28 protein-coding genes are annotated in these 24,025 nt (G+C 47.1%); all 28 read right to left on the bottom strand.

Translation table 11 applies throughout. The features are described from left to right. Positions 1-1,152, bottom strand: coding sequence for a 1-deoxy-D-xylulose-5-phosphate reductoisomerase (gene dxr, locus MHI30_RS09020; RefSeq protein ID WP_026579731.1), 1,152 nt, complete (start codon positions 1,150-1,152; stop codon positions 1-3). A 46-nt stretch (positions 1,153-1,198) separates the two neighbouring features. Continuing rightward, positions 1,199-2,002 carry a phosphatidate cytidylyltransferase gene (locus tag MHI30_RS09015; RefSeq protein ID WP_075752803.1) on the bottom strand — a complete coding sequence of 268 codons (804 nt, stop codon included), beginning with the start codon at positions 2,000-2,002 and terminating at the stop codon, positions 1,199-1,201. Between the two features lie 12 nt (positions 2,003-2,014). After that, positions 2,015-2,797, bottom strand: coding sequence for an isoprenyl transferase (locus MHI30_RS09010; protein ID WP_020451418.1), 783 nt, complete (start codon positions 2,795-2,797; stop codon positions 2,015-2,017). Between the two features lie 129 nt (positions 2,798-2,926). Further along, entirely contained in the window at positions 2,927-3,484 is a 558-nt protein-coding gene (frr, locus tag MHI30_RS09005) for a ribosome recycling factor (protein WP_020451417.1), read from the bottom strand. 1 nt (position 3,485) lies between these two features. Further along, a complete protein-coding gene (gene pyrH, locus MHI30_RS09000; RefSeq protein ID WP_020451416.1) occupies positions 3,486-4,208 on the bottom strand; it encodes a UMP kinase in 723 nt (240 codons plus the stop codon). Between the two features lie 149 nt (positions 4,209-4,357). Further along, complete coding sequence (tsf, locus tag MHI30_RS08995) at positions 4,358-5,239, bottom strand: translation elongation factor Ts (protein ID WP_075752805.1); 882 nt, start codon at positions 5,237-5,239, stop codon at positions 4,358-4,360. A gap of 100 nt (positions 5,240-5,339) precedes the next feature. Continuing rightward, positions 5,340-6,080, bottom strand: coding sequence for a 30S ribosomal protein S2 (gene rpsB, locus MHI30_RS08990; protein ID WP_025811393.1), 741 nt, complete (start codon positions 6,078-6,080; stop codon positions 5,340-5,342). Positions 6,081-6,233: 153 nt separating this feature from the next. After that, entirely contained in the window at positions 6,234-6,746 is a 513-nt protein-coding gene (locus tag MHI30_RS08985) for a Swarming motility protein SwrB (RefSeq protein ID WP_145653999.1), read from the bottom strand. A gap of 95 nt (positions 6,747-6,841) precedes the next feature. Further along, positions 6,842-7,606 carry a FliA/WhiG family RNA polymerase sigma factor gene (locus MHI30_RS08980; RefSeq protein ID WP_003181822.1) on the bottom strand — a complete coding sequence of 255 codons (765 nt, stop codon included), beginning with the start codon at positions 7,604-7,606 and terminating at the stop codon, positions 6,842-6,844. A 22-nt stretch (positions 7,607-7,628) separates the two neighbouring features. Further along, the gene (locus tag MHI30_RS08975; protein WP_003181820.1) at positions 7,629-8,135 is read right to left on the bottom strand and encodes a chemotaxis protein CheD; all 507 of its coding nucleotides are present in this window, start codon (positions 8,133-8,135) and stop codon (positions 7,629-7,631) included. Further along, positions 8,132-8,761: a chemotaxis protein CheC gene (locus tag MHI30_RS08970; RefSeq protein ID WP_003181818.1), complete on the bottom strand. Its 630-nt coding sequence runs from the start codon at positions 8,759-8,761 to the stop codon at positions 8,132-8,134. The genes MHI30_RS08975 and MHI30_RS08970 overlap by 4 nt, the downstream gene beginning before the upstream one ends. A 10-nt stretch (positions 8,762-8,771) precedes the next feature. After that, positions 8,772-9,248 carry a chemotaxis protein CheW gene (locus MHI30_RS08965; protein WP_003181816.1) on the bottom strand — a complete coding sequence of 159 codons (477 nt, stop codon included), beginning with the start codon at positions 9,246-9,248 and terminating at the stop codon, positions 8,772-8,774. A 23-nt stretch (positions 9,249-9,271) separates the two neighbouring features. Continuing rightward, positions 9,272-11,293, bottom strand: coding sequence for a chemotaxis protein CheA (locus MHI30_RS08960; RefSeq protein WP_075752809.1), 2,022 nt, complete (start codon positions 11,291-11,293; stop codon positions 9,272-9,274). Between the two features lie 5 nt (positions 11,294-11,298). Beyond that, positions 11,299-12,372, bottom strand: a complete 1,074-nt coding sequence (locus MHI30_RS08955; RefSeq protein ID WP_075752811.1) for a chemotaxis response regulator protein-glutamate methylesterase — start codon at positions 12,370-12,372, stop codon at positions 11,299-11,301. Continuing rightward, positions 12,369-13,256: a MinD/ParA family protein gene (locus MHI30_RS08950; protein ID WP_075752813.1), complete on the bottom strand. Its 888-nt coding sequence runs from the start codon at positions 13,254-13,256 to the stop codon at positions 12,369-12,371. Before MHI30_RS08950 ends, MHI30_RS08955 begins: the two co-directional genes overlap by 4 nt. A 2-nt stretch (positions 13,257-13,258) precedes the next feature. Beyond that, positions 13,259-14,371 (bottom strand): flagellar biosynthesis protein FlhF, encoded by a 1,113-nt coding sequence (gene flhF, locus MHI30_RS08945; RefSeq protein WP_075752815.1) that lies wholly within the window; start codon positions 14,369-14,371, stop codon positions 13,259-13,261. Next, entirely contained in the window at positions 14,368-16,404 is a 2,037-nt protein-coding gene (gene flhA, locus MHI30_RS08940) for a flagellar biosynthesis protein FlhA (protein WP_075752817.1), read from the bottom strand. The genes flhF and flhA overlap by 4 nt, the downstream gene beginning before the upstream one ends. Before the next feature lie 33 nt (positions 16,405-16,437). Continuing rightward, positions 16,438-17,517: a flagellar biosynthesis protein FlhB gene (gene flhB / locus MHI30_RS08935; protein WP_075752819.1), complete on the bottom strand. Its 1,080-nt coding sequence runs from the start codon at positions 17,515-17,517 to the stop codon at positions 16,438-16,440. Next, the gene (gene fliR / locus MHI30_RS08930; protein WP_043926383.1) at positions 17,517-18,293 is read right to left on the bottom strand and encodes a flagellar biosynthetic protein FliR; all 777 of its coding nucleotides are present in this window, start codon (positions 18,291-18,293) and stop codon (positions 17,517-17,519) included. Before fliR ends, flhB begins: the two co-directional genes overlap by 1 nt. 7 nt (positions 18,294-18,300) lie before the next feature. Next, positions 18,301-18,570: a flagellar biosynthesis protein FliQ gene (gene fliQ / locus MHI30_RS08925; protein ID WP_020451404.1), complete on the bottom strand. Its 270-nt coding sequence runs from the start codon at positions 18,568-18,570 to the stop codon at positions 18,301-18,303. A 15-nt stretch (positions 18,571-18,585) separates the two neighbouring features. Next, positions 18,586-19,251: a flagellar type III secretion system pore protein FliP gene (fliP, locus tag MHI30_RS08920; RefSeq protein WP_009328512.1), complete on the bottom strand. Its 666-nt coding sequence runs from the start codon at positions 19,249-19,251 to the stop codon at positions 18,586-18,588. Next, entirely contained in the window at positions 19,244-19,918 is a 675-nt protein-coding gene (gene fliZ, locus MHI30_RS08915; RefSeq protein WP_025811387.1) for a flagella biosynthesis regulatory protein FliZ, read from the bottom strand. The genes fliP and fliZ overlap by 8 nt, the downstream gene beginning before the upstream one ends. A gap of 12 nt (positions 19,919-19,930) precedes the next feature. Next, entirely contained in the window at positions 19,931-20,293 is a 363-nt protein-coding gene (locus MHI30_RS08910; RefSeq protein ID WP_003181796.1) for a response regulator, read from the bottom strand. 26 nt (positions 20,294-20,319) lie between these two features. Then, on the bottom strand, positions 20,320-21,504 hold the full coding sequence (gene fliY, locus MHI30_RS08905) for a flagellar motor switch phosphatase FliY (RefSeq protein WP_075752821.1): 1,185 nt from the start codon (positions 21,502-21,504) through the stop codon (positions 20,320-20,322). After that, entirely contained in the window at positions 21,494-22,492 is a 999-nt protein-coding gene (gene fliM / locus MHI30_RS08900) for a flagellar motor switch protein FliM (RefSeq protein WP_065644137.1), read from the bottom strand. The genes fliY and fliM overlap by 11 nt, the downstream gene beginning before the upstream one ends. 35 nt (positions 22,493-22,527) lie before the next feature. Then, positions 22,528-22,959, bottom strand: a complete 432-nt coding sequence (fliL, locus tag MHI30_RS08895; protein ID WP_075752823.1) for a flagellar basal body-associated protein FliL — start codon at positions 22,957-22,959, stop codon at positions 22,528-22,530. Next, a complete protein-coding gene (locus MHI30_RS08890) occupies positions 22,956-23,171 on the bottom strand; it encodes a flagellar FlbD family protein (RefSeq protein WP_003181786.1) in 216 nt (71 codons plus the stop codon). The genes fliL and MHI30_RS08890 overlap by 4 nt, the downstream gene beginning before the upstream one ends. Before the next feature lie 42 nt (positions 23,172-23,213). Further along, entirely contained in the window at positions 23,214-24,005 is a 792-nt protein-coding gene (gene flgG / locus MHI30_RS08885; RefSeq protein WP_075752825.1) for a flagellar basal body rod protein FlgG, read from the bottom strand. Positions 24,006-24,025: the final 20 nt, after the last annotated feature.

The following is a 24,025-nucleotide window of genomic DNA, read 5'->3' as shown; positions in this document are numbered from 1 at the left end:
TTATGTGAGTAATGTTTGGACAAACTTTCTGGCGTCTTTGTCCACTTCACGGATCTCTTGAAGGCTCGGCTTTGCGATCACCTGATGGCGTTCCAAAGCTTTTTCAATGATGTCTTCAATCCCGAGAAAGGAAATCCTGCCTGAAAGAAATGCCGCAACGGCTTCCTCGTTGGCCGCGTTTAAAACAGTCGGCATTGTACCGCCTATTTTACCTGATTCATAAGCGAATTGTAAGCAGCGGAACCTTTCAAAATCAGCTTGGGCAAAATTCAGCTGTCCGACTTCCCAGAGTTCGAGTGATTTGGCTTCATCAAACGGCAGGCGTTCCGGATAGCTGAGCGCATATTGAATCGGCACTCTCATATCAGGTGTGCCAAGCTGGGCGATGACGCTTCGGTCATGGAATTCCACCATTGAATGAATGATGCTTTCTTTGTGAAGGAGGACATCGATCCGGTCATAAGGCAGATCAAACAGCCAGTGCGCTTCAATGACCTCGAGCCCTTTATTCATCATTGTAGCCGAATCGATCGTGATTTTTGCACCCATCGACCAATTTGGATGATTGAGGGCTTCTTCCACTGTGACGCCTTCAAGTTCCTGCCTTGTTCTGTCCCTGAAGCTGCCGCCTGAAGCCGTGACGATCAGCCGTTTAATATGCTTCGGATTTTCCCCTTGGAGCGCCTGGAAAATCGCGGAATGCTCGCTGTCGACGGGCAAGAGCGGGACATCGTATGTTTGGGCGTGTTCTTTCACTATATGACCGGCTGTCACGAGAGTTTCCTTATTTGCAAGCGCGACTGTTTTTTTATGCTCCATCGCCTTTAAAGTCGGCAGAAGACCGACGCTGCCGACGAGAGCGTTGACGACGACATCCGCTTCCGGACTAACGGCCGCTTCGATTAAAGATTCCTCCCCGATCCCTGTTTTAAAGGTGTAAGAAAAAGAATGCTGTTTTAATGCTTCATATGTATGCTCATCCCCTACGGATACATACTTCGGTTTAAATGTTTCAATGATTTCTGCCGCTTTTTCGGCGTTTTTTCCGAAAGACATGGCGGTCAGCTGAAACTTATCGTCATGCGCTTTGATCACATCAAGCGTCTGTTCTCCTATGGAGCCTGTCGCCCCCAATAGACATATGTTCTTCAAAATTGCCGCACCTCTGTTTCTTTCTAGCTATCAGTACCCTTTTCTATCATAGCCCGAACGGCTGAAAAAGAACAAGCAGGAAGTATAGAACCGGCATGACAAATAAAAAGCTGTCAAAGCGGTCCAGCATTCCGCCGTGTCCCGGAAGGATCCGGCCCGAGTCTTTCACTTTGTAGTGCCTTTTGAACGCAGACTCGGCCAAATCGCCGATCTGACCGACGATTGATAAAAGCACGGTAATGATCAGCACAAACAGATAAGCGTGCGGAAAACCTGTGGCAGCCTGATAAATCGCGGAAAAAACGACCGCTGTCAAAATTCCGCCCCAAAAGCCTTCAACCGTTTTGTTAGGGCTGATTTCAGGCCAGAGCTTCCGCTTTCCAAACGCCTTTCCGATAAAATAAGCGCCGGAATCCGTTGACCAGACGACGCCGATTGCAAAAAAGACATAGCTGAGTCCGATGTTTCTGATTTCAATAAAGTAATAAAACCCGAATCCGATATAAACTGCTGCCAGCGCCATGAATGCCGCTTCGTCAAAGGTAAACGAGTTTTTGCTGAGCACTGTGTATGCCAAAAGCAAAAGGACGGCCAAAAAGACGACCTCCCCTTTGGTTATGCCCAGCCCCGCGTCTTCTGCATATTGGCTTGGATACAGCAAAACCGCCAAAAGCAGCAGGCTGATGATACCCGGAGCGCTGATAAGCTTCAGGCCTTTCATTCTTAAAAGTTCAAATAGAGCGAGTATACCTATTGCATAAACTAGCAGGGTGAACGGCAGCTTGCCGAAAATCACGAGCGGCAGAAAAACCGCTGCCGCGATCACACCCGTCAATATTCTCTGTTTCATTTACACCATCCTCTAAATTCCGCCAAACCTTCTCCCGCGACGCTGATATTCTCCGATAGCCTGAAGCAAGTGAACGTCTTTAAAATCAGGCCATAATACATCGGTAAACAAAAATTCGCTGTAGGCAAGCTGCCAAAGCATGAAGTTGCTCAGCCTGATCTCGCCGCTAGTGCGAATCAGCAAATCAGGGTCCTGCAAAGCTTCTGTCATTAAATAATCGGAAAATAGCTTTTCATCGATTTCCTCGGTATTCAATGTGCCTTTTTTCGCTTCTTCGGCGATTCTCTTTGCGGCTCTGACGATTTCTGCACGTCCCCCGTAATTCAATGCAAAATTAAGAATAAGACCGTCATTGTTCTCCGTATCACGGATGGCTTTTTCAACCGCGCGGATCGTGTGGGGCGGCAGTCCTTCCCTATCGCCTGTCAAGCGGACCCGGACATTTTCTTCGACCAGCTCCGGGAGATACGTTCCCAGGAACTCTTCAGGCAGCTTCATTAGAAAGTCAACCTCAAACTTAGGACGCTTCCAATTTTCCGTCGAGAAGGCATACAGCGTCAACGCTTTGACACCGAGCTCATTGGCAAGCTTTGTCGTCTGTCTGACCACCTTCATGCCTTCGTGATGACCCGCGATGCGGGGCATCGCCCGTTTCTTTGCCCAACGGCCGTTTCCGTCCATAATAATGGCGATATGTTCAGGAATTTCTCCTTTTAAAATATTTTCTTTTGTGTAACATTCCATGTTGGAAGCAGCTGAATGCTGATTCTTCCAATTTTTGAGTATATTGAGCATGAGAGTCCTCCATCACCCAAAAGGTTGCTTTCCTGTTATATCGTTCTAGATAACAACAGTATTAACAAAAAAACCCCCTGTAAACATGAGAGGGTCTTTTCACTATTATCTATTGTACAGAGTTTTTCATTAAACTTCCATGATTTCTTTCTCTTTATCTTTTGTGATCTCATCAATTTTTGACACATATTCATCTGTCAGCTTTTGTACGTCTTCCGTTGAAGAGCGCAATTCATCCTCAGTCATTTCACCATTTTTCTCTAGTTTTTTCAGATCGTCATTGGCATCGCGGCGGATGTTGCGGACCGCGACTTTAGCATCTTCCGAATATTTTTTCACGAGCTTGGCAAGCTCTTTTCTGCGCTCCTCAGTTAGAGGAGGGATCGTGATCCGGATGATGTTGCCGTCGTTTGACGGAGTTATGCCGAGGTCGGCTTTTTGAATCGCTTTTTCAATATCGCCGAGCGCTGTTTTGTCATATGGTGTGATGAGGAGCATGCGCGCTTCCGGAACCGTAATGGACGCGATCTGGTTTAAAGGCGTCTGCGCTCCGTAGTATTCAACTGTCACTTTGTCCAGCAAAGACGGATTTGCACGTCCTGCACGTACAGTGGCCAATTCACGCTGATAAGCGCCTATTGCTTTTTCCATCCGTTCTTTTGTTTCATTCATCACTTGAGTTGACACGTTATTTCCCCCTTACGATTGTACCGATTTGTTCGCCTAAAACGGCTTTTTTAATATTTCCTTCTTCCATAATAGAAAAGACGATCAGCGGGATGTCGTTATCCATGCAAAGTGAAGAGGCGGTTGAATCCATGACGGCCAAACCGTCTTTTAACACATCGAGATAAGACAATTTTTCATATTTTACGGCTGTTTCGTCAGTTCGAGGATCGGCATTGTATACACCGTCGACATTATTTTTAGCCATTAAGATGACGTCGGCTTCGATTTCAGCCGCTCTGAGCGCTGCTGTCGTATCCGTTGAGAAGTATGGATTGCCTGTACCGGCAGCGAAGATGACGACGCGCTTCTTTTCAAGATGGCGAATCGCTTTTCTTCTTATGTATGGCTCAGCGACCTGCCTCATTTCGATGGATGTCTGAACTCTTGATTGAATGCCGAGCGTTTCAAGGCTGTCTTGCAGCGCAAGGGAATTCATGACCGTTGCAAGCATTCCCATGTAGTCCGCTGTTGCGCGGTCCATTCCGAGATCGCTGCCCGTTTTTCCGCGCCACAGGTTGCCGCCGCCGACGACGACCGCCACTTCAACATCAAGCTCGGCGATTTCTTTCACCTGTTTGGCGATGGACTGGATCACGGTCGGGTTGATGCCGTTTCCCTGTTCACCCGCAAGGGCTTCTCCGCTAAGCTTTAATACGATACGATTATACTTTGGTTTTTCCATAATAACCTCCAAGTGCATGCTTGCCGTTATTTATTATGCAAGAGAAAAAAAGGTTTGTAAACTGTTTTAAAAATAGGGACACAAATTGTGTCCCCTATTTTCTTTGAAAAGATCCTGCCGTGTGTTTTAAGGCAAGCGGCTTTTCAATCTTATTTTTTCACTTGGTTCATAACTTCTTCAGCAAAGTTTTCTTGGCGTTTTTCGATACCTTCTCCAACTTCGTAGCGGACGAATGTTTCAACTGTTGCATTTTTCGCAGCAACAACCTGTTTCACTTTTTCATCCGGGTTTTTAACGAATGCTTGATCAAGCAGGCAGATTTCTTCGAAGTATTTGTTCAGGCGGCCTTCAACCATTTTTGCGACGATGTTTTCAGGCTTTCCTTCTTGAAGCGCCTGCTGAGTCAAGATTTCGCGCTCGCGGTTCGCTTCTTCTTCTGACACTTGGTCACGGGAAATGAAGCGAGGGTTTACAGCTGCAACGTGCATCGCGATGTCTCTTGCTGTTTCTTCGTCAGTTGTGCCGTTAAGGACAGTCAATACGCCGATTTTTCCGCCCATGTGCAGGTATGCGCCGAATGCAGCGTCATCGCCTTTTGTCAGGACAGCGAAGCGGCGAAGCGTGATTTTTTCTCCGATTTTAGCAACCGCGCTTGTGATGTATTCTTCTACAGTTGAACCGTTAGCCATTTTTTGAGCCATAGCAGCTTCAACGCTTTCAGGTTTTTCAGCAAGAATGTGGTCAGCCAGGTCGTTCAAAAGCTCTTTGAAGCCTTCGTTTTTCGCAACGAAGTCCGTTTCGGAGTTCACTTCAAGAATAACGCCTGTGTTGCCGTCGGTTTTGATCAAAGTCAAACCTTCAGCCGCGATGCGGTCAGCTTTTTTGGCAGCCTTTGCGATTCCTTTTTCTCTTAGAAGATCGATCGCTTTATCCATGTTGCCGTCGGTTTCAGTTAACGCTTTCTTGCAGTCCATCATGCCTGCGCCAGTTTTTTCACGAAGCTCTTTTACCATTTGTGCAGTAATTGCCATTTTTGATTTCCTCCTTATATATCAAACAAAATATGTAAGTGTTGATCTGGTGAAAAAAAAGGTGATAAAAGGCAGACCCCCTTATCACCTTTTGACCAGGTTAAGCAGTTGTTGTTTCAGTTGTTTCTGCTTCTTTCGCTTCTGTTTCAGCTGCTTCTTCACCTTGTTTTGCTTCAAGGATGGCGTCTGCCATTTTAGAAGTCAGCAATTTAACAGCGCGGATGGCGTCATCGTTCGCAGGGATGACAACATCGATTTCATCAGGATCACAGTTTGTGTCAACGATTCCGATGATCGGAATGTTCAGCTTGCGCGCTTCTGCAACCGCGATGCGCTCTTTGCGAGGATCGATGATGAACAGTGCGTCAGGAAGCTCTTTCATTTCTTTGATTCCGCCGAGGAATTTTTCAAGACGCTCTAATTCTTTTTTCAATTGAACGACTTCTTTTTTAGGAAGTACGTCAAATGTGCCGTTTTCCTGCATTTTTTCGATATCTTTAAGGCGTTTGATACGCTTTTGGATCGTTTCAAAGTTTGTTAACGTACCGCCAAGCCAGCGTTGGTTGACATAGTACATTCCAGAACGTTCCGCTTCTTCTTTAACAGAGTCTTGAGCTTGCTTTTTCGTACCGACGAAAAGGATTTTTCCTCCGTCAGCTGCAAGGTTTTTCGTGAAGTTGTATGCTTCTTCAACTTTTTTGACTGTTTTTTGAAGATCGATGATGTAGATTCCGTTACGCTCCGTGAAGATGTAACGCTTCATTTTTGGGTTCCAGCGGCGCGTTTGGTGGCCGAAGTGAACACCAGCTTCAAGCAATTGCTTCATAGAAATGACTGACATGTGTTATTTCCTCCTAATATAATGGTTTTTTTCCTCCGCTTAGGTCATTTTTATGCAGGACTGCACGCGAGAATCGCACAGCACCGCTTGCATAAATCGTTAAGCGTGTGTAATTAACACCAAGAAATAATATAACATAAGCTTTCTCGACAATCAAGAATCGTTTTTCAGCTTTCCGCGAAATTTTAAGAAAAGCTCGATTTCTGTTTTCCCGCTTTTCAGCTGTCTTGCGATTTCCTCCGGAGAGAGCCCCTTTTCATATAATGCGAGAGCTTCTTCTTCATAGGATACGGATGCTTCCTGTTCCTTTTGATTGAGCTCATCTTCTTCCTGCTCCACCTCATTGATCATCGCTTCGATGTGAAGCGGCAGATCGCGCGATTCGTCCGCTTCCGGAAGGGCGTGGGTTTGAGCAGGAATGTCAGGCTGTGTTTGCGCTCTTTGCGGCTCTTCTTCGGCATTCGCCCGAATCTCGCGAACGAGTTTTTCATTTTCGTCTTTTAGCTCCATCAAAAAAGCGGTCAATGTATTCTCGGTTTCTTCCAAAAGCTGTTTTTGCTCTTTCTCCGCGGCCTTAAAAGCGCTGAGCCTCGCATTCAGAATGATGACGAAATAAATCAATATACCGTGGAGCGTAAAGCTCACAAGCCATAATATTGTTGACATATTTTTCACTCGCTAACCATGAAATTTAATCAAAAAAAGACTTCCCTGTCGGACGCTTAAAAAATGCTGCCGGTTTCATGCCGGCAGCTTACATGTTATTGTACCACTTTATCGAGCAGATGCTTCAGTTTCAAAAGCGCCTTGGAGTGAATCTGTGAAATTCGGGAAGTCGACAAATTCAAAACCTGGCCGATTTCCGTCAGGGTCAGCTCTTCTTTATAGAATAAGCTGATCACGAGCTGTTCTTTTTCTGAAAGCTCGTTTATTTTTTCCGCAAGCTGGGAGATCAGTTCGTCTTTGAGCATTTTTTCTTCCGGCGTGCTCGTTTTGTCGTCCCTGATCATCACTTGGACGTTCTCCCCGTCTTCATGGTCGTGAAGCTTCTCATCAATTGAAAGGAGATTCGCAAAGAAACCTTCATTGATTGTGGTCACGACGTCTTGCTCGCTCATTCCCAGCTCAGCGGCGATTTCACTCGGCGAAACATTTCTTAAGTAACGCTGTTCGAGCTTTTCGATCGCAGCTTCCACTTTCTTCGTTTTTTCACGGGATGTTCTCGGAAGCCAGTCTTCTTTGCGAAGGCCGTCGATAATAGCGCCTCTGATTCTGAAGGAAGCGTATGTATCAAACTTCAAATCCCTTCCCGGATCAAATTTTTCAAGGGCGTCATACAAACCCAGCATGCCAAGGCTGACCAAATCGTCTTTATGAACGGACTTGGGCAAGCCGACGGCTATCCGGCCGACATGATATGTCACAAGCGGCATATAGCGGCGGATTAAATCATCGCCTGCCTGAGGATCTTTCCATTCTTTCCACCGCGACCAAAGCATCTGATCTTCATAGTTCAAGGATTGCATCTTTATCCCCCTATATTGCATATTAAATCGTCGTTACACCTTGTTTAACTGTCCGGATGACAAGTTCTGCTGACTGCGGATCGAACTCGATCGTTCTTCCGCTGTTTCCGCCTGTATCCTCGCTTACAATCGGAATGTTTAAGAGAGATAGATGTTTTTTAATCGCAAGCACATTTCTTGGCCCGACTTTCATCAAATCATTTGTCATCTTAAATTTAAACATTTCGGCTCCTCCGGCCATTTTCGCTTTCAAAGCGTATTTTCGGCATCCGGCTTCAAGCAGCATCTTGACCGTCGCTTCGACAGCTGTGTCCGCGTACTTTGCCACATTGATGTCCGGTGTCTTGGATAAGGAAGAGTCGGGAAGCATGACGTGGACGAGACCGGCCGTCTTCGCTTCCAAATCATAGAGCACGAGTCCGACGCACGAACCGAGACCCGATGTCCTGATCTTGTCGGGAGTGCGGACTATTTTCACATCGGCAATTCCCACTCTGATAATCGATGTTTCTTTTTCTAAGATTTTCATAGCGCTGCACCCAATGCATGAAAGAGCTTTTCAAAAGAATCATAGTCCGGCAGAAGGAACAAATGCGCTTTTACTTTCCGGTTGTGTTCCTCGTCAAAAATGGAGTTGTCGATCACGATAACCTGGTCTCCGACTTGGCTGAGCTCGATCAGCCCTTCGCTGATGACAGCTCCGAACATATCAAGCGTCAGTTCAGGGACGCTCGGGTACATTTGCCGGTTTGTCAAATCAGCGAGAGCGGTCAAATAAGATCCCGCCATAATATTCCCGAGTTCGTGCAGGGCGGAGGCTCCGATATCGTTCGGCGTCATGCTGTCAATCTCGAATTCCGGATTGCCGACAAGCTCCCTGATCAGCTGCTCGGCCTCTGAAAAAGGCATGATCACGAACATAGAGCCGGGAAAATCCCCTTCCATGCGCAAAAAGATGCTTGCGACAGGAAGGTCTGCACCGCCGAATAGGTTGACAAGCTCATCAAACGACATCAGCTTGACAAACGGCACTTCCATTTCGATTTTCCTGTTCAGCAATAGAGCCAGGGCAGAAGCGGAATGACCCGCTCCGATATTCCCGACTTCCCGCAATATATCAAGATGCTCTTCTCTAATTCCGTTAAATACGCTCATCATAGGCTCCTTATTTCTTCACATTTTCAGAAGCGGCGGCAAGGCTCGACTTCCGGTTTAAAACAGCTTCAGAGTCAATCAGATTGAGAAGTCTGGACCCTTGCTTGACGATGCCTTTAATCCATTGCCTGCCGTCTTTTCCTACCGTTTCGGGAGCCGATTCAATTTCCTCTTCCTCGACGGTGATGACATCGTTCGCCTCATCCACCACCCAGCCGACTTCAATGTCCTGATGGGTGATGATGATGATTCTCGTTTCATCTGTAATCGTATCTCCAGGCGCTTCAATCCGCTTTCTTAAATCGATGACAGGCGTGACAACACCTCTCAAATTAATGACGCCGCAAATATACGGTTCCACTCCCGGCACCCTTGTTGGCTGCTGCCATTTTTCAATGGACATCACTTCGGATACAGAGATGGCATACTCTTTATGATTTACTTTGAACACAATCATTTTTTCACCGGTGGTAGTCTGTGTGGTCAAGAGGATCGCTCTCCTTTCGCTTTCTATTTGATAAGGGCGTTGCAGTCGATGATCAGGGCTACTTGTCCGTCTCCCAAAATCGTCGCGCCGGAAATGGCAAAGACGTTTGTTAAATAATCGCCGAGTGATTTTAGTACGACTTCCTGCTGGCCGATAAAGGAGTCGACAACAAATGCCGTCAGCTTGTCTCCTTTTTTCACGACGATGGCGTGAAGCTGATCAAGATCATCCGAAGAATCCTCAACATTAAACTGTTCTTTCAGGTAAACCACCGGTACGATATGGCCCCTGAAATCGATCACTTCGCGGTCGTGCGTCTGAAGAATATCTTTCTTATCGATGACAGCCGTTTCTATAATAGAAGAAATCGGAATCGCAAACGTTTCGTTTTCAAGTTTGACTAGCAGCACGGATATGATCGACAGTGTAAGCGGAAGCTGAATGGAGAAAAGCGAACCTTCGCCTTCGCTCGATTTGATGCTGACAGAACCGCCCAAAGATTCCAGCTTGCTTTTGACAACGTCTAAGCCGACCCCGCGTCCTGAAATATCCGAGATTTGATCTGCGGTTGAGAATCCCGGTGCAAAAATGAGTGCGTCGATTTCATGATCTTCGATCGTTTCGGCGTCGCGTTCGGTAATGACGTTGCGTTCAAGCGCTTTTTCAAGCACCTTTTTGCGGTTGATGCCGGCTCCGTCATCCTCGACCTCGATAAAGACGTGGTTCCCGCTGTGATATGCTTTCAGACGGACTTGACCCGTTTCAGGCTTACCGTTTTTCACCCTGACTTCAGGCGCCTCGATCCCGTGATCAAGGCTGTTTCTCAAGAGGTGGACAAGCGGGTCGCCGATCTCGTCTATTACCGTTCTGTCAAGCTCTGTTTCCGCCCCGAAAATCGATAGTTCGATCTTTTTATTTAATTCTTTTGTCAGCTGGCGAACCATGCGCGGGAAGCGGTTGAACACCGTTTCTACCGGAACCATTCTCATATTGAGGATGATCGATTGCAGGTCGCCTGAAATTCTTGTCATCCGTTCGACGGTTTCTGTTAATTCGCCGTGTTCAAGCTCTTTGGCGATCTGCTCTAAGCGCCCCCTGTCAATGACCAGCTCCTCAAACAGGTTCATTAATGAATCGAGGCGGTCGATGTTGACGCGGATCGTCTTCGTTCCGCCGCCTGCTGCAGGTTTCGCCGCTTCTTTTTTGCCGTCCGGCTGCTTAGCCGGTTTTTTCTCCGCGTCTTTCGGTGCGGTTTCTTTTTCAGGCGCGGCAGGCGCGGCTTCTTCCTGTGCCGAAAAATCGTTTTTCAGCTCGGTTACTTCTATTTTTTCGATTTCAGATACGCCGTTGATTTTGTTGAAAATCTCTTCTTCCCCGTGTTTGCTTAAAAAGCAAACGACGAATTCGGAATCAAAATCTTCCGATTCAAGGACTTCCGTTTCCGGAATCGTTTTGACGACTTCGCCGATTTCGTTTAGCTGCTCAAATACCATGTACACCCGAACGCCTTTCAACAGGCAGTCCTCTTTCAACGCAACATTGATTTCGTAACATTTAAAGCCTTGTTCCTCAGCTTCGGCAATGACCGTCCGCTGAAATTCGTCATAGGCCCATTTCGTTTCGGAAGACCCCGCTTCAGGCGCTTCTGCCGATGCGGCCGCCTCCTTGTTTGCGCCTGTCACGTCAAGCTTGGCGCAGACTTCTGAAACGTCTCTTTTGCCGTCGCCCCCATCGATGATCGAAAGGACAATCGCTTCAAGGTCATCGAGCGCTTCAAACATGACGTCCATCCACTCTGACGTAATGGTCATTTCTTCATTCCGGATCGCGTCCAGCACGTTTTCCAGACTGTGCGTTAAATGAGCCATATCTTCATAGCCCATCGTTGCACTCATCCCTTTCAAAGTATGAGCCGCTCTGAAAATATCATGGACAAGCTGCAGGTCTGTCGGATTTTTTTCGAGTTCGAGCAATTTTTCGTTACAGGTTTGCAAATGTTCTCTGCTTTCTTCAATAAAGACGTCTAAATATTGATTCATATCCATATGAGTCACGCCCTCTCTTTTTTCATATACGTCATAATGGCTGCGGCAATCTCATCAACATGCTTGATGTCGTTTGCAAGCCCGTTGTTAATGACCGATTTCGGCATTCCGAAAACGACGGACGACTCGGCTGCTTCGGCGATCACCGTTCCGCTTCCATGTTTCAAAAGGCCTTTTACGCCTTCTGTTCCGTCGCTTCCCATCCCCGTCATAATGACGGCGATTTTTTCAAACTCCCGAAGTGAGGCCAGGGAATGGAACAAATAGTCAACAGAAGGCTTGTGACGGCTCTCTGTGTCGCGGTCATCGAGCGTGATCACCAATTCGCCCTTTTCAAGGCCGACTGCCATGTTTTTCCCTCCGGGTGCAATGTAAACCCAGCCGTCTTTCGCTCTCTCACCGTTTTCAGCCTCCTTCACGGTTACTTCTGAGAGGTGGTTCAGCCTGTTCGCTAATGAGGCTGTAAACCCCTTTGGCATGTGCTGAACGACAAAAACAGGCGCCTTCAACGTTTTGGGAAGCTTGGGAAGCACTCTTTGCAGCGCCCTCGGTCCCCCTGTCGATGTACCGATGCAGATGAGCTGTTTTCCAGCCCGAAAGCGGACTGAATCGCTGCCGCTCACTGGCGGCCGCTTTGCCGTCCCGATGACGGGCTTTGAAATCGGAACAGGCCGGCCTTTCAGTTTCACCCGCCCTGCTGTCAACACTTTCTCAATCAGCATGTCTCTTACTTTATATAAATCAATTGAAATCGAACCCGACGGCTTTGCGACGAAATCGATCGCCCCCAGCTCAAGACATTCGATCGTGATATCAGCCCCCTGCTGCGTCAGACTCGATACCATGACAACCGGAAGCGGATCGCTCGCCATGATCCTTTTCAATGTTTCTTTTCCGTTCATCACAGGCATTTCAATATCCAATGTGATCACATCCGGGCGGAGCTCCTTGATTTTTTGGAGCGCTTCCTCGCCGTTTCTTGCCGTTCCTGCTACAGCAATCTCGTGATTGGATGTTAAAAACTTGGTGATCATGTTTCTCATAAAAGCAGAGTCGTCAACGACAAGAACACGAATCATAATGTATTGCCCCTCCTCAGGAATGAAGATAATTTATCGATAAAGGACCGGTTTTCGCCCATTTCCCTTCTGCCGTTATCAAGCAGCGATTCTGCCAGCAGGTAAACCGCCCTGCTCGGCTTGGAGCGCGGGTTCTTCATCAGAAACGGCTGCTGCTCCACAACGGCTCTTGATACCAGGGGATCCTCAGGAATCGGCCCTGCATATGCAAGCTTTTGCTGTAAAAAAGCGTTTACCGTGTTGGAAAGGCGGAGAAAGGCAGAAATTCCGTCTTTTTGGGTTGTACAGCGATTGACAGCGACTTTCAGCTGAAGATCGCGTCCGGTTAATGCCAAATGCTTGATCGCGCTGTAAGCGTCCATGATGGATGTCGGCTCCGGCGTGGTGACGACCAGAATTTCATCCGCTGACAGGACGAATGGCAGCTGATCTTTTGACAGCCCCGCTCCCATATCAAAGATGACATAATCGAAGCTTGTCAAAGCCCGCGTTAATTCTTTCAGAAAGAACGCCCAGTTTTCCCCGTTCAATTCGAACATCGCATCCAGTCCCGTTCCGCCCGAAATGTATTGAAGGCCACGCGGACCGGCTGACAAGGCGCGCTCAAACGGCATTTTTTGCTGGAGGAGATCCATCACGGTGTAAAGCGATTGCCGGCCGATCAAAATATCGATGTTCCCCATACCGACATCAAGATCGATCAAAAGCACGCTCTTTCCTTTTTCCAAGAAGGCGAGAGCCGCATTCAGCGATATATTCGACTTCCCTACGCCGCCTTTTCCGCTCATAACAGCGAGCGTTTTCGCTTTTGGCTGAGCGACAGGGGCGGGCGGTTCGGCGAAGCGCTGCCCCATCCGCCTTCGTAAGCTTTCTGCCTGATCCATGTTCAACACCCCGTAAGCAGTCTGACAAATGATGCATTTGACAAGTAGCGGATATCTTCCGGAACATTTTGTCCGTTTGTCATATAGCCGAGGCCGATTCTCGATTCGGCGAGCAGATTCATGACGCTTCCCAATGAATCGGTTTCATCCACTTTCGTGAATATCAACTGATCGATCGGAATGCTTGAGAACTGCTTAATGAGCTCCTTCATATCCTCGTACTTGCTCGTCGCGGACATGACGAGAAACGCCTGTATCTTACGCTCAAACGGAATGATTTCCTTCAGCTCCCTGACATATTGCCCGTCTTTGAAATTCCGGCCCGCCGTATCGATGAAGACGTGGTCAAAATCGGCGAACTTTTGCTGGGCCGCTTTAAATTCTTCTTTCGTGTAGCACACCTCGAGCGGCGCATTCAGAAGCTCGGCATATGTCCTGAGCTGTTCAACCGCTGCAATCCTGTACGTATCCGTCGTGATAAAAGCGATTTTTTTCTGCTTTTCCAGCACGGAAGAAGCGGCAAGCTTTGCCAATGTCGTCGTTTTGCCGACTCCGGTCGATCCGAAGAGCACGACATATTGGGAATGAATCGCCGCGTCCTGTTCCCGATTATCGGGCAGAAGATCCGCCAAAGCATCTGTTAAGCGGGCCAGCGCCTTTTCATCCGTCCATTCTTCGCCGTTTTTTAAAGAAGTGCTGATCAACCGGCCGAGCGCTTTCGTACGGATGGCCGGCGATACCCCTTGCTTTGCCAGAAGCTGGTCCGCCTTTTTCAGCGGCTCAGGCAGCACATCAACAGGCTGCTCATGATGCCGCATTTCCAGCAGTTCTTTCAGCTCTTTCACTTGGCTTGCCAAATCGAGGTGGTCCGGCTGCGGGACAGGTGAAGGGCTTTGTTCACGTAAAACAGGCTTTTGCCGCTCCGGTTTCCTTGCGTCGGAAGAGTCCTGGTCGACAACCGCAATCACTTCAACCCCGGCTTTTTTCACAAAGCCGAGAAATTTTCTCGTTTGAATTTTTTTAGAATTCAAGATTACGGCGTCATTCCCGAGCTCTTGTATAATTTGCTTTGTGGCTTCCTGCATAGAACCAGCTACAAATTTTTTAATTTTCATTGAATATCCACCACTCCGATGCTTTGAACTTCTACATTGGCTTCCAGTTCGTTATAAGAAAGAACCGGCAGATCAGGGAAATAGCGCTCTAACAGCTGTTTGACATACATTCTGACAGGAGGCGAACATAGAAGGATCGGTACTTCCTGCCTTAATGAGAGCTGTTCGATTTCTCTTGCTACAGATTGAATGATATTTTCGGATAATACAGGTTCAAGAGATAAAAAGTTGCCGTGTTCAGTCTGCTGAATTCCTTCCGCCACGGCCTTTTCGACACGGCCCGAACACGTCACCACTTTCAGCGTCTCATTTTCCTTCGCATATTGGGCAGTGATCTGCTTGGCAAGCGCCTGTCTTACATACTCGGTCAGCATATCTGAATCCGTTGTCAGCTTTCCGTAGTCGGCCAGTGTTTCAAAGATTGTCACCAAGTTCCTGATCGATACTTTTTCTTTCAGAAGTTTTGCCAGCACTTTCTGAATATCACCGACAGACAGCGGATTCGGCGAGACCTCTTCGACCAGTACAGGATAAGATTCTTTCAAGTGGTCGATCAGCTGTTTTGTTTCCTGTCTTCCGATCAGTTCATGAGCGTGCTTTTTCACTTGCTCTGTAATGTGGGTCGACACGACTGAAGCCGGATCGACAACCGTATATCCGAGCATTTCGGCTTGATCTTTCTGAGATTCCGGTATCCATTTAGCCGGGAGACCGAAGGACGGTTCGATCGTGTCAATACCTTCGATCTGATCGTCTTCGCCTGTCGGAGACATCGCCAAAAAGTGATCGAGGAGAAGCTCGCCCTTTGCGACTTCGTTTCCTTTAATTTTGAGCCTGTACTCGTTCGGCTGAAGAGCGATGTTATCCCTGATTCTGACGACCGGAATGACGAGACCGAGTTCAAGCGCAAGCTGACGCCTGATCATAACGATTCTGTCTAAGAGGTCGCCGCCTTGATTTGCATCTGCAAGCGGAATCAATCCGTAGCCGAATTCAAATTCGATCGGATCAATATCGAGCAGATGAACGACGCTTTCGGGACTTTTTAATTCGTCCACTTCAGCTTCTTCCTCAAGGATATCCTCCACTTTTTCCTTCTCTTCACCGGCTTTGGAGAGCGTATAGCCGCCGATGGCGAGAAGAAGTGCCAGAGGGCCTGTCAGGAGAATGCCGATCGGTGTGAAAATCCCGAGCAGGAAAATCGTTCCCGCCGTCACATACAAAAGCTTTGGATAAGCAAACAGCTGGCCTGTAATATCGTGGCCCAGGTTTCCGTCCGATGCTGCTCTTGTGACGACGATACCCGTCGCCGTTGAGATCAAGAGCGCAGGCAGCTGAGATACGATCCCGTCGCCTACAGACAAGAGCGTAAAGTGTGAAGCGGCTTCCTGAATGCTCATTTGTTTTTGCAGCATGCCGATGACAATTCCGAAAAGGACGTTAATGAGGACGATGATGATCCCTGCGATCGCATCCCCTTTCACGAATTTGCTCGCACCGTCCATCGCGCCGTAGAAGTCGGCTTCACGGGCCACTTTCTCACGGCGCACTTTCGCTTCCTGTTCGGTCACCATTCCGGCATTCAAATCGGCATCAATGCTCATCTGTTTCCCCGGCATGGCGTCGAGCGTGAATCTGGCAGCAACTTCAGATACCCGTTCCGCCCCTTTCGTTATGACGATAAATTGGATAATGATCAAAATGATAAAGACAACGAGACCGACCAAAACGTTTCCGCCGACAACGAAAGACCCGAACGTCTCGACAACTTTTCCCGCATCTCCGTTGGACAGAATCGAACGCGTCGTCGATACATTCAGCCCGAGGCGGAACAGCGTCAAGAGGAGCAGCAAAGAAGGAAATATCGAAAATTGCAGCGGTTCTTGCATGTTCATTGTGGTGAGAAGCACGATTAACGCAAGAGAAATATTCACGATAATTAAAACGCTCAACAACCATGGTGGAAAGGGTATGATAAGCATTGCCACAATGAGGACAACGCCTGATAAAACTGATAAATCTCTTGCTGACATGCTGTTTCTCTCCTTTTAAAACTGAAAAATTCACTAGATTTTTTGCTTTGTTTTGTAAACATAAGCCAGGATTTCGGCTACGGCCTTAAAGAATTCTTCCGGAACGGCCTGGTCAATCTCAACCTGGTCATAGAGCGCCCTCGCCAAAGGTCTGTTCTCGACTGTCATGACATCGTGTTCTTTGGCGATCTGCCTGATTTTCAGAGCCATCAGATCGACCCCTTTTGCGATGATAAACGGCGCATCCATTTTGTTTTCGTCATATTTCAGCGCGACGGCGTAATGGGTCGGGTTTGTGATGATGACATCCGCTTTTGGCACTTCCTGCATCATGCGGCGCATCGCCATTTCCTTTTGCTTCTGCTTGATCTTCGACTTAATCAGAGGATCGCCTTCGGTTTTTTTGTATTCGTCTTTAATGTCCTGTTTTGACATGCGAATATTTTTTTCATAATCAAATTTTTGATAGAGGTAATCGAGCACCGCGAGAAAAATCAGGGCGACTGCAGCGGAAACCCCCATTAAAAAGGTGAGCCAGCCGACATATGACAAAGCCTCGCCCGCAGACAGCGCCGGGATTCTGAGAATTTTGTCAAAGTTCAGCCAGAGAACGGCGAATGTCACGCCGCCGACAATCACGATTTTTAAAATCGATTTAAGCAGTTCAACGATCGCTCTGATGCTGTAAATCCGCTTGAATCCTTTAAGCGGGTCAAGCTTTTTCAAATCAGGCTTGATCGCTTCAGGGGCAAATAAAAACCCGACTTGCAGATAGTTGCTCAAGACCCCGGAGACGACGGCTGTCAGCAAAAGCGGTGCCATGATGAAGCCCGATTCAAGCACAAGACTTTGAAACAGGCCGGGAATATTGGCGACTGACACCTTCATCGTGATCAACTCTTTGTAATACTTTTCGATCAAGGCGAGCAGGCGGTCTCTCATAAAAGGTCCGATGAATAAAAATGATAAAAACACGATAAGAAGCGTGATCGCTGTATTGACATCTGCGCTTTTGGCAACCTGTCCTTTTTTTCTGCTTTCCCGCCGTTTTTTCGGCGTCGCTTTTTCCGTTTTTTCACCTGCGAAAAATTGCAAATCCAACGTCAGCTTCATCATGCCACCCCAAGCAAAGTTAATAGATCTCTCATTGTCCGAATGGCAAATTCGAAGACGTGCTGCATCATGCTGAACATAACGGCCATGCAGATGATGAGCATGATAAAGGTGATCGCGATTTTCAAAGGAAGCCCGACGACAAACACGTTGAGCTGCGGCACCGTTCTCGCCACAATCCCCAATGCCAGATCGACTAAAAACAAACAAGCCACAACAGGCGCAGACAATTGAAATGCTGTTATAAACATCGTGTTGAAGCTCTTTGCAATAAACTCGGCAAATCCTTCGCTTCCAAACGACAGCGCCATCTTGTCGACCGGGATGTATTGATAGCTGTAATAAATCCCGTCAAGCAGGAGATGGTGCGCATTCAGGCTTAGCATGAGAAGCAGCGCCATCGTGTATAAAAACTGGCCGACAAGCGGGCTTTGCGCCCCTGTCTGGGGATCGATCACATTCGCCACCGCAAATCCCATTTGAAAATCAATGAATGATCCGGCGATTTGAACGGCCGAGATCATCATGTAGGCGATCAGCCCAAGGAGAAGCCCGATCAGCGCTTCCTTCATGGCCAACATCATGTAAACTCCGTCAACATCAAGCTGAGGAGGCTTTTCAATCGCCTGAAAACTGACGAGCGCAAGAAAAAATGCAAAACCTATTTTATGAACGGCCGGAATTGTCCGATAAGAAAATAGAGGCACCGTTACATAGAATGCTGTGATTCTGACAAATACAAGTAAAAAGGCTGGAAATGATTCGATTATTGACATGTTAAAACTACCCTGCAAAACGGTTTAAATTAGAGAACAGCTCAGTCGCGAATGACAAAATCGTCGACAGCATCCACGGGCCAAAAATGACGAGTCCGACCAAAACGGCGACAATTTTCGGAATGAATGCAAGAGTCTGTTCCTGTATTTGGGTGGTTGCCTGAAAAACGCTGACGATCAGCCCGACGAGAAGAGCGAGCGCCAAAAGCGGCCCGCTGATAAGCAATGTAACGTATACAGCCCTTTCAGCCATCGATATAACAAATTCTGAATTCATGTATTAGCACCTACTCTAAAAGCTTTGCAGCAAAGATTTAACGATTAAATACCAGCCATCTACAAGCACAAACAGCAAAATTTTAAACGGCAGTGAAATCATGACCGGCGGAAGCATCATCATCCCCATCGACATCAAAACACTCGCCACTACCATATCGATAATTAAAAACGGAATAAAAATCATAAATCCCATTTGAAACGCGGTTTTTAATTCCGAGATGACAAACGCGGGAACCATCGTTGAAAGCGGAATATCATTAATGGATTCAGGCGTCTCCATCTTTGCGTAATTCATAAATAAAGCCAGATCTTTCTGTCTTGTATGTTTGCTCATAAAGGTTTTGATCGGGGCTTCCGCTTTTGTGTAAGCTTCATCCAAGGTGATTTTATTGTTCATTAATGGCGTCAGCGCTTCTTTATTAATCTCTGAAAAAGTCGGCCCCATAATGAAAAATGTCAGGAACAGTGCAAGTCCGATCAGCACCTGGTTTGGGGGCATTGACTGTGTTGCCAGCGATGTCCGGACAAAGGACAATACGATGACAACCCTTGTGAAACACGTCATCAGGATCAAGATCCCCGGAGCGATCGAAAATACTGTCAAAAGCAGCAAGAGCCGGACGCTGGCGCTGACATTTGCCGCATCGCTTGAATTAAATAAATCCATAAACTCATTCATGTTGATTTTGGCCTTTCTTTCTGCCTTCTGCGCGATTTTGTTTCAGTTCCGCGAGCTGTGCTTTTAACGACTCGGAAAAAGATGCCGTGCCGCTTTGCTTTTGCACGCCTGGAACTTTGACTTGATCCATCCATTTCTGCCATTCAATCTTGCTGTTCATCGCAGCTTCATGCTGCGTGAGAATTTCTTTATATTCCTTTTCATCATCGATCTCTTTCAGCAGCTGGATATTCTCGCCGACACCGACGACCAGCACCCTGTTCCCTACTTTAATCAGCTGTACGGATTTGTTTTGCCCGAGCGAAGTTCCGCCGATGTTTTCGACATACTGGAAGGGTTTTAACAGGCGGTTGCGTTTATTCATGAATTTGACCAAAGCGTAGATTAGAAAAATGACGAACAGTAACGCGCCGATCATTTTCACAAAATCAAATATGGAAACGGAAGGAGACGGGGGTTCGGCCTCCGCCTCTTCCTTAAGAGAACTTTTTTCCTCGGTTTTGTCTTTGTCTTTTGCTTTTTCTTTTTCTTTGCCCGCACCTTTTTGCTCAAACAGATGGTCAACGGTCTGATCCCCCGATTCCTCTGCGAGAGCCGGAGCGTACGGCAGTACGAGAAAGGCAAATAGACAAAGGCCGGCTATGAAAATAAGAGGTTTCTTAAACAAGTTGTACACCCTTTAGCTTAGCGTTTTATTGATCGCTTCCATGACGCGGTCAGCCTGGAACGGTTTGACGATAAAGTCTTTCGCTCCCGCCTGAATGGCGTCGATAACCATCGATTGCTGGCCCATTGCCGAACACATGATGATTTTTGCTTGCGGATCGATTTCCTTGATTTCTTTAAGAGCCGTGATTCCGTCTTTTTCCGGCATCGTGATATCCATTGTGACAAGATCAGGTGAATGCTCTTTATATTTTTCAACAGCCTGCGCTCCGTCTTGCGCTTCTGCGACGACTTCAAAGCCGTTTTTCACTAAAATGTCTTTAATCATCATTCTCATAAATGCTGCATCATCAACTACTAAAATCTTGTAAGCCATTATTAATCTCTCCAATCAATCTGTTATTATCGTAATTTGCTGATTCGTTCCGCCTGACTTAAAATGTCTGTCACCCTGACGCCAAAGTTTTCGTCGATGACGACGACTTCGCCTTTGGCAACGACGCGCTGGTTGACCAGGATGTCGACAGGCTCGCCTGCGAGTTTGTCAAGCTCAATGATACTGCCGGTTGACAGTTCAAGCACCTCTTTGACGCTGCGGTTTGTCCTTCCCAGCTCGACCGTGACGGATAAAGGAATATCCATGAGCATGTCAAGGTTTTGAAGGTGCGGCTGCGCATCAGTCTGAGGGGCAAAAGATTGAAACTCTGCCGGTGCCACCTGCACAGGCTCTGAAACTTTTGCCGTCCCTTGCCGTTTAGGCGCAGGCTCCTGTCTTTGTGTCTGAGCAGGTGCCGGACTCGGACTAGGCGCAGGCTCCTGTCTCTGTGTCTGAGCAGGTGCCGGACTCGGACTAGGCGCAGGTTTTTCCTGTACGGGCGGCTGCTTTGCCTCTTCAGTCTGCACTGGCTCTTCTCCGCCGTCCTGATTCGTTAATTCATCGATCAGGTCTTTTGCAAAGGTCAGCGGATAAAGCTGCATAATATGCGAATCGATCAGTTCTCCGACTTTCAGTCTGAAAGATACTTTGACGAGCGGGTCCTCTTTCGGAATTTGCTCTGTTCCTTCCCCTTCATTCACATCAAGGAGGTCAACTTCCGGCGGAGAAATATCAATCTTCTTGCTGAAGACGGTGGACATCGACGTCGCTGCGGAACCCATCATTTGGTTCATCGCTTCCTGAACGGCGCTTAGATGAATTTCGCCAAGCGACGGATCTGCGTTCGTCCCGTCTCCACCCATCATCAAATCAGCGATGATCGCGGCATCTTCCTGCTTGATGACGAGAAGATTATTTCCTGAAAAACCTTCCGTATAGCTCACACCAATTGAAACATACGGGTGCGGGAACTCATCATTTAAATGGCTTTTTTCAATCACCGAAACAGTCGGCGTTGTAATTTCGACTTTTTGATTCAATAAAGTGGACAAAGCTGTTGCAGAGCTCCCAAAGGAAATGTTTCCGATTTCCCCGATCGTATCCTGTTCCATCAGGGACAACCCTGATTCCGGCTGCTCTTGAGCCGTATCATCGCCGCCTTTAAGCAGCGCATCAATTTCATCCTGTGATAACCTATTGTTATTCTCCATATTCTTCACCTCTTATGTCGTGATCTAGAATTTGAATCGCAGTCTTTCGATTCATTCGGCCGGCTTGTGCTAGAAATTTCGGTTTATCTCCGACCAAAACAGTAAGAGGTTCTGCTACTGATTTGTCCAAAGTGATACAATCTCCAATTTCTAAATTTAAAAACTCTTCAATGGTTAATTCCGATGATCCGAGTTCTGCGACAATTGGAATTTGCGCCGTCATAATCCGCTTTTCTATCGACTTTGTTTCCTCCGGTTTTGGTTCAATTCTGTCTGATTGCATCCAGTAGTGAACGGAAAGCTTAGGAATGATCGGTTCCAGGACGACGTGCGGGATGCACAGGTTGATAACCCCGCTGATGTCTCCTATTTGCGTGTTCAGCGAAATGACAACGACCGTCTCATTCGGCGATACCATTTGCACAAACTGCGGATTCACTTCAAAATCGGACATTTCCGGCTCGATTTCCGTGATGGATTCCCACGCATCTTTATAATTCGAGAGGCAGCTTTCAAATAAATTGGACATGATTTTCGTCTCAATTTCCGTCATGCTGTCAATTTTGTTGTGGCTCGAACCGATCCCGCCCATCACCCGGTCCATCATCGTATAGGCGATGTTCGGGTTGATCTCCATCATGATTCTTCCTTCAAGAGGGCGAACCTCAAACAGATTGAGGATCGTCATATTCGGAATGGATCTGATGAATTCCTCATAAGGAACCTGATCAACCGAGCTGACCGAGATCTGGATATAGGTTCTCAGCTGAGCCGAGAAATAAGTCGTTAGCAGCCTTGCAAAGTTATCGTGAATCCTTGTCAAGCTGCGGATCTGATCCTTTGAAAAGCGGAGCGCCCGTTTAAAGTCATAGACTTTTACTTTTTTAACGGACTCTTCTTTTTTCAGCTCGTCGGCGTCCATTTCACCGGTCGATATCGCTGAAAGCAGTGCATCGATTTCATTTTGGGAGAGTACTTCTCCTGCCATCTGTTTTCACCTCCATGGTTCTGTCATCTATGTTCCTACTGCAGATTAAAGGAGGTAATGTATACAGTTTTCACTTTTCCCTCTTTCATGTAGTTCGTGTTCAGCTTTTCTTTCAGCTGCTCTTTAAATTTTTCTTTTCCTTTTTGTCCTTCAAGCTCATCTGCGTTCGTGTTTGCCAAAAGGGAGATGACTGAATCTTTAATTTGGAAATCCCGCTTTTCAAGCTCTTCTTTCGCCTCTTTCGAATCGGTTTCAAGCTTGATTGACAAACGGACCACATTGTCCGACTTCAAGTTTGTCGTGATTTCGGCGACTTCAACTGATGATTCGACCACTTCATCGATCGAAGGTTCTTTCGTTTGATCTTTTTCACTTGCGCTTCCCTTGATGACAAAGAACGCAGCGGTTCCTAACACAGCAATTGCCAGAATAATCGTCAGCATAATTCCTAGAAGTTTTTTATTCATTCAGATTCCTCAATTCTTTGGTCACAAGAAAGTATTTGGATTTTTTGATAGAATGACACGATTGTATCCACAACTGTATCTTCATCTTCTTTGACAACAAACTTTTTTCCGTTGGACAGCGTAATTGTCGTATCCGGAAAACATTCAATTTGCTCAATGAATAGCGCGTTCAGAATAAAGGGCTGTCCGTTTAATCGCGTAACTTTGATCATGTGTTATCAAGAGGCGCCTTCACGAGGGCGCCTCCTTCCCTCCTATCGCTTCAGATTGACGAGTTCCTGAAGAATTTCATCAGAGGTTGTAATGATTTTCGCATTGGACTGGAAGCCGCGCTGCGCGATAATCATTTCGGAAAACTCTTCTGAAAGGTCGACGTTCGACATTTCAAGCGCACTCGTTTGAATCTTTCCTGAGCCGCCTTCTCCAGGCACAACGACTTGCGGAGCTCCAGAACTCAATGTTTCGCGGTAAAGGTTGTCTCCCGCTTTTGACAAGCCGGATGTGTTGCTGAATGTCGCAAGCGAGATTTGGCCGGCGGTCTGGTTCTCGTTGTTTTGATCGACATAAGACACGGTTCCGTCAGGTGCGATGCTGAAGCTTTGCGCGTCTTGCGGGATATTGATTCTTCCGTTGTTGGCCGTTAAGACGAACAGTCCGTCAACAGTGACGAGGTCACCTTCATCAGAAAGGTAGAAGTTTCCAGATCTTGTGTAGTATTCTTCTTCTCCTGTTCCAACTCGGAAGTAGCCGTCTCCTGTAATGGTCATGTCAAGCTGGCGGCCTGTTGTTGAAGGCGCAGCGTTTGTGTGAATGATATCGATCGATCCGATCGTTGCACCGAGCCCGACCTGCTGGCCGTTGACAGAGCCGCGATTTGCAGTAGACGACGACGCACCGGAAAGCTGTTGGCTGACAATATCTTTAAACGTAACCCGGCTTTTCTTATAGCCTGCCGTATTGACATTCGAAATGTTGTTTGCAACGACATCAAGCTTTGTCTGAAAGTTTTTCATGCCGCTGATTCCTGAGTATAGTGAACGTAACATAATTATTCCTCCCTGAATTA

The sequence above is a fragment of the Bacillus sp. FSL L8-0528 genome (genome assembly GCF_038593085.1).
GTDB classification, from domain to species: Bacteria; Bacillota; Bacilli; order Bacillales; family Bacillaceae; genus Bacillus; species Bacillus paralicheniformis.
This window is presented reverse-complemented; position numbering and strand designations above follow the sequence as displayed.

Bases quoted from the DNA above. Each gene is read 5' to 3' on its own strand.
- MHI30_RS09010 (WP_020451418.1), bottom strand. From the start codon at position 2,797: ATGCTCAATATACTCAAAAATTGGAAGAATCAGCATTCAGCTGCTTCC.
- fliP (WP_009328512.1), bottom strand. From the start codon at position 19,251: ATGAATGAGTTTATGGATTTATTTAATTCAAGCGATGCGGCAAATGTC.
- MHI30_RS08980 (WP_003181822.1), bottom strand. From the start codon at position 7,606: ATGCAATCCTTGAACTATGAAGATCAGATGCTTTGGTCGCGGTGGAAA.
- flhB (WP_075752819.1), bottom strand. From the start codon at position 17,517: ATGAAGCTGACGTTGGATTTGCAATTTTTCGCAGGTGAAAAAACGGAA.
- rpsB (WP_025811393.1), bottom strand. From the start codon at position 6,080: ATGTCAGTCATTTCTATGAAGCAATTGCTTGAAGCTGGTGTTCACTTC.
- flhA (WP_075752817.1), bottom strand. From the start codon at position 16,404: ATGTCAGCAAGAGATTTATCAGTTTTATCAGGCGTTGTCCTCATTGTG.
- flhF (WP_075752815.1), bottom strand. From the start codon at position 14,371: ATGAAAATTAAAAAATTTGTAGCTGGTTCTATGCAGGAAGCCACAAAG.
- MHI30_RS08970 (WP_003181818.1), bottom strand. From the start codon at position 8,761: ATGAGCGTATTTAACGGAATTAGAGAAGAGCATCTTGATATATTGCGG.
- pyrH (WP_020451416.1), bottom strand. From the start codon at position 4,208: ATGGAAAAACCAAAGTATAATCGTATCGTATTAAAGCTTAGCGGAGAA.
- MHI30_RS08985 (WP_145653999.1), bottom strand. From the start codon at position 6,746: ATGTCAACAATATTATGGCTTGTGAGCTTTACGCTCCACGGTATATTG.
- MHI30_RS08890 (WP_003181786.1), bottom strand. From the start codon at position 23,171: ATGATCAAAGTTACGCGATTAAACGGACAGCCCTTTATTCTGAACGCG.
- MHI30_RS08910 (WP_003181796.1), bottom strand. From the start codon at position 20,293: ATGGCTTACAAGATTTTAGTAGTTGATGATGCAGCATTTATGAGAATG.
- MHI30_RS09015 (WP_075752803.1), bottom strand. From the start codon at position 2,002: ATGAAACAGAGAATATTGACGGGTGTGATCGCGGCAGCGGTTTTTCTG.
- fliQ (WP_020451404.1), bottom strand. From the start codon at position 18,570: ATGAATTCAGAATTTGTTATATCGATGGCTGAAAGGGCTGTATACGTT.
- fliR (WP_043926383.1), bottom strand. From the start codon at position 18,293: ATGTCAATAATCGAATCATTTCCAGCCTTTTTACTTGTATTTGTCAGA.
- fliL (WP_075752823.1), bottom strand. From the start codon at position 22,959: ATGAATAAAAAACTTCTAGGAATTATGCTGACGATTATTCTGGCAATT.
- fliY (WP_075752821.1), bottom strand. From the start codon at position 21,504: ATGGAGAATAACAATAGGTTATCACAGGATGAAATTGATGCGCTGCTT.
- MHI30_RS08960 (WP_075752809.1), bottom strand. From the start codon at position 11,293: ATGGATATGAATCAATATTTAGACGTCTTTATTGAAGAAAGCAGAGAA.
- tsf (WP_075752805.1), bottom strand. From the start codon at position 5,239: ATGGCAATTACTGCACAAATGGTAAAAGAGCTTCGTGAAAAAACTGGC.
- MHI30_RS08950 (WP_075752813.1), bottom strand. From the start codon at position 13,256: ATGGATCAGGCAGAAAGCTTACGAAGGCGGATGGGGCAGCGCTTCGCC.
- flgG (WP_075752825.1), bottom strand. From the start codon at position 24,005: ATGTTACGTTCACTATACTCAGGAATCAGCGGCATGAAAAACTTTCAG.
- MHI30_RS08955 (WP_075752811.1), bottom strand. From the start codon at position 12,372: ATGATTCGTGTTCTTGTCGTTGACGACTCTGCTTTTATGAGAAACATG.
- MHI30_RS08975 (WP_003181820.1), bottom strand. From the start codon at position 8,135: ATGAAAATCTTAGAAAAAGAAACATCGATTATCAGAGTGGGAATTGCC.
- fliM (WP_065644137.1), bottom strand. From the start codon at position 22,492: ATGGCAGGAGAAGTACTCTCCCAAAATGAAATCGATGCACTGCTTTCA.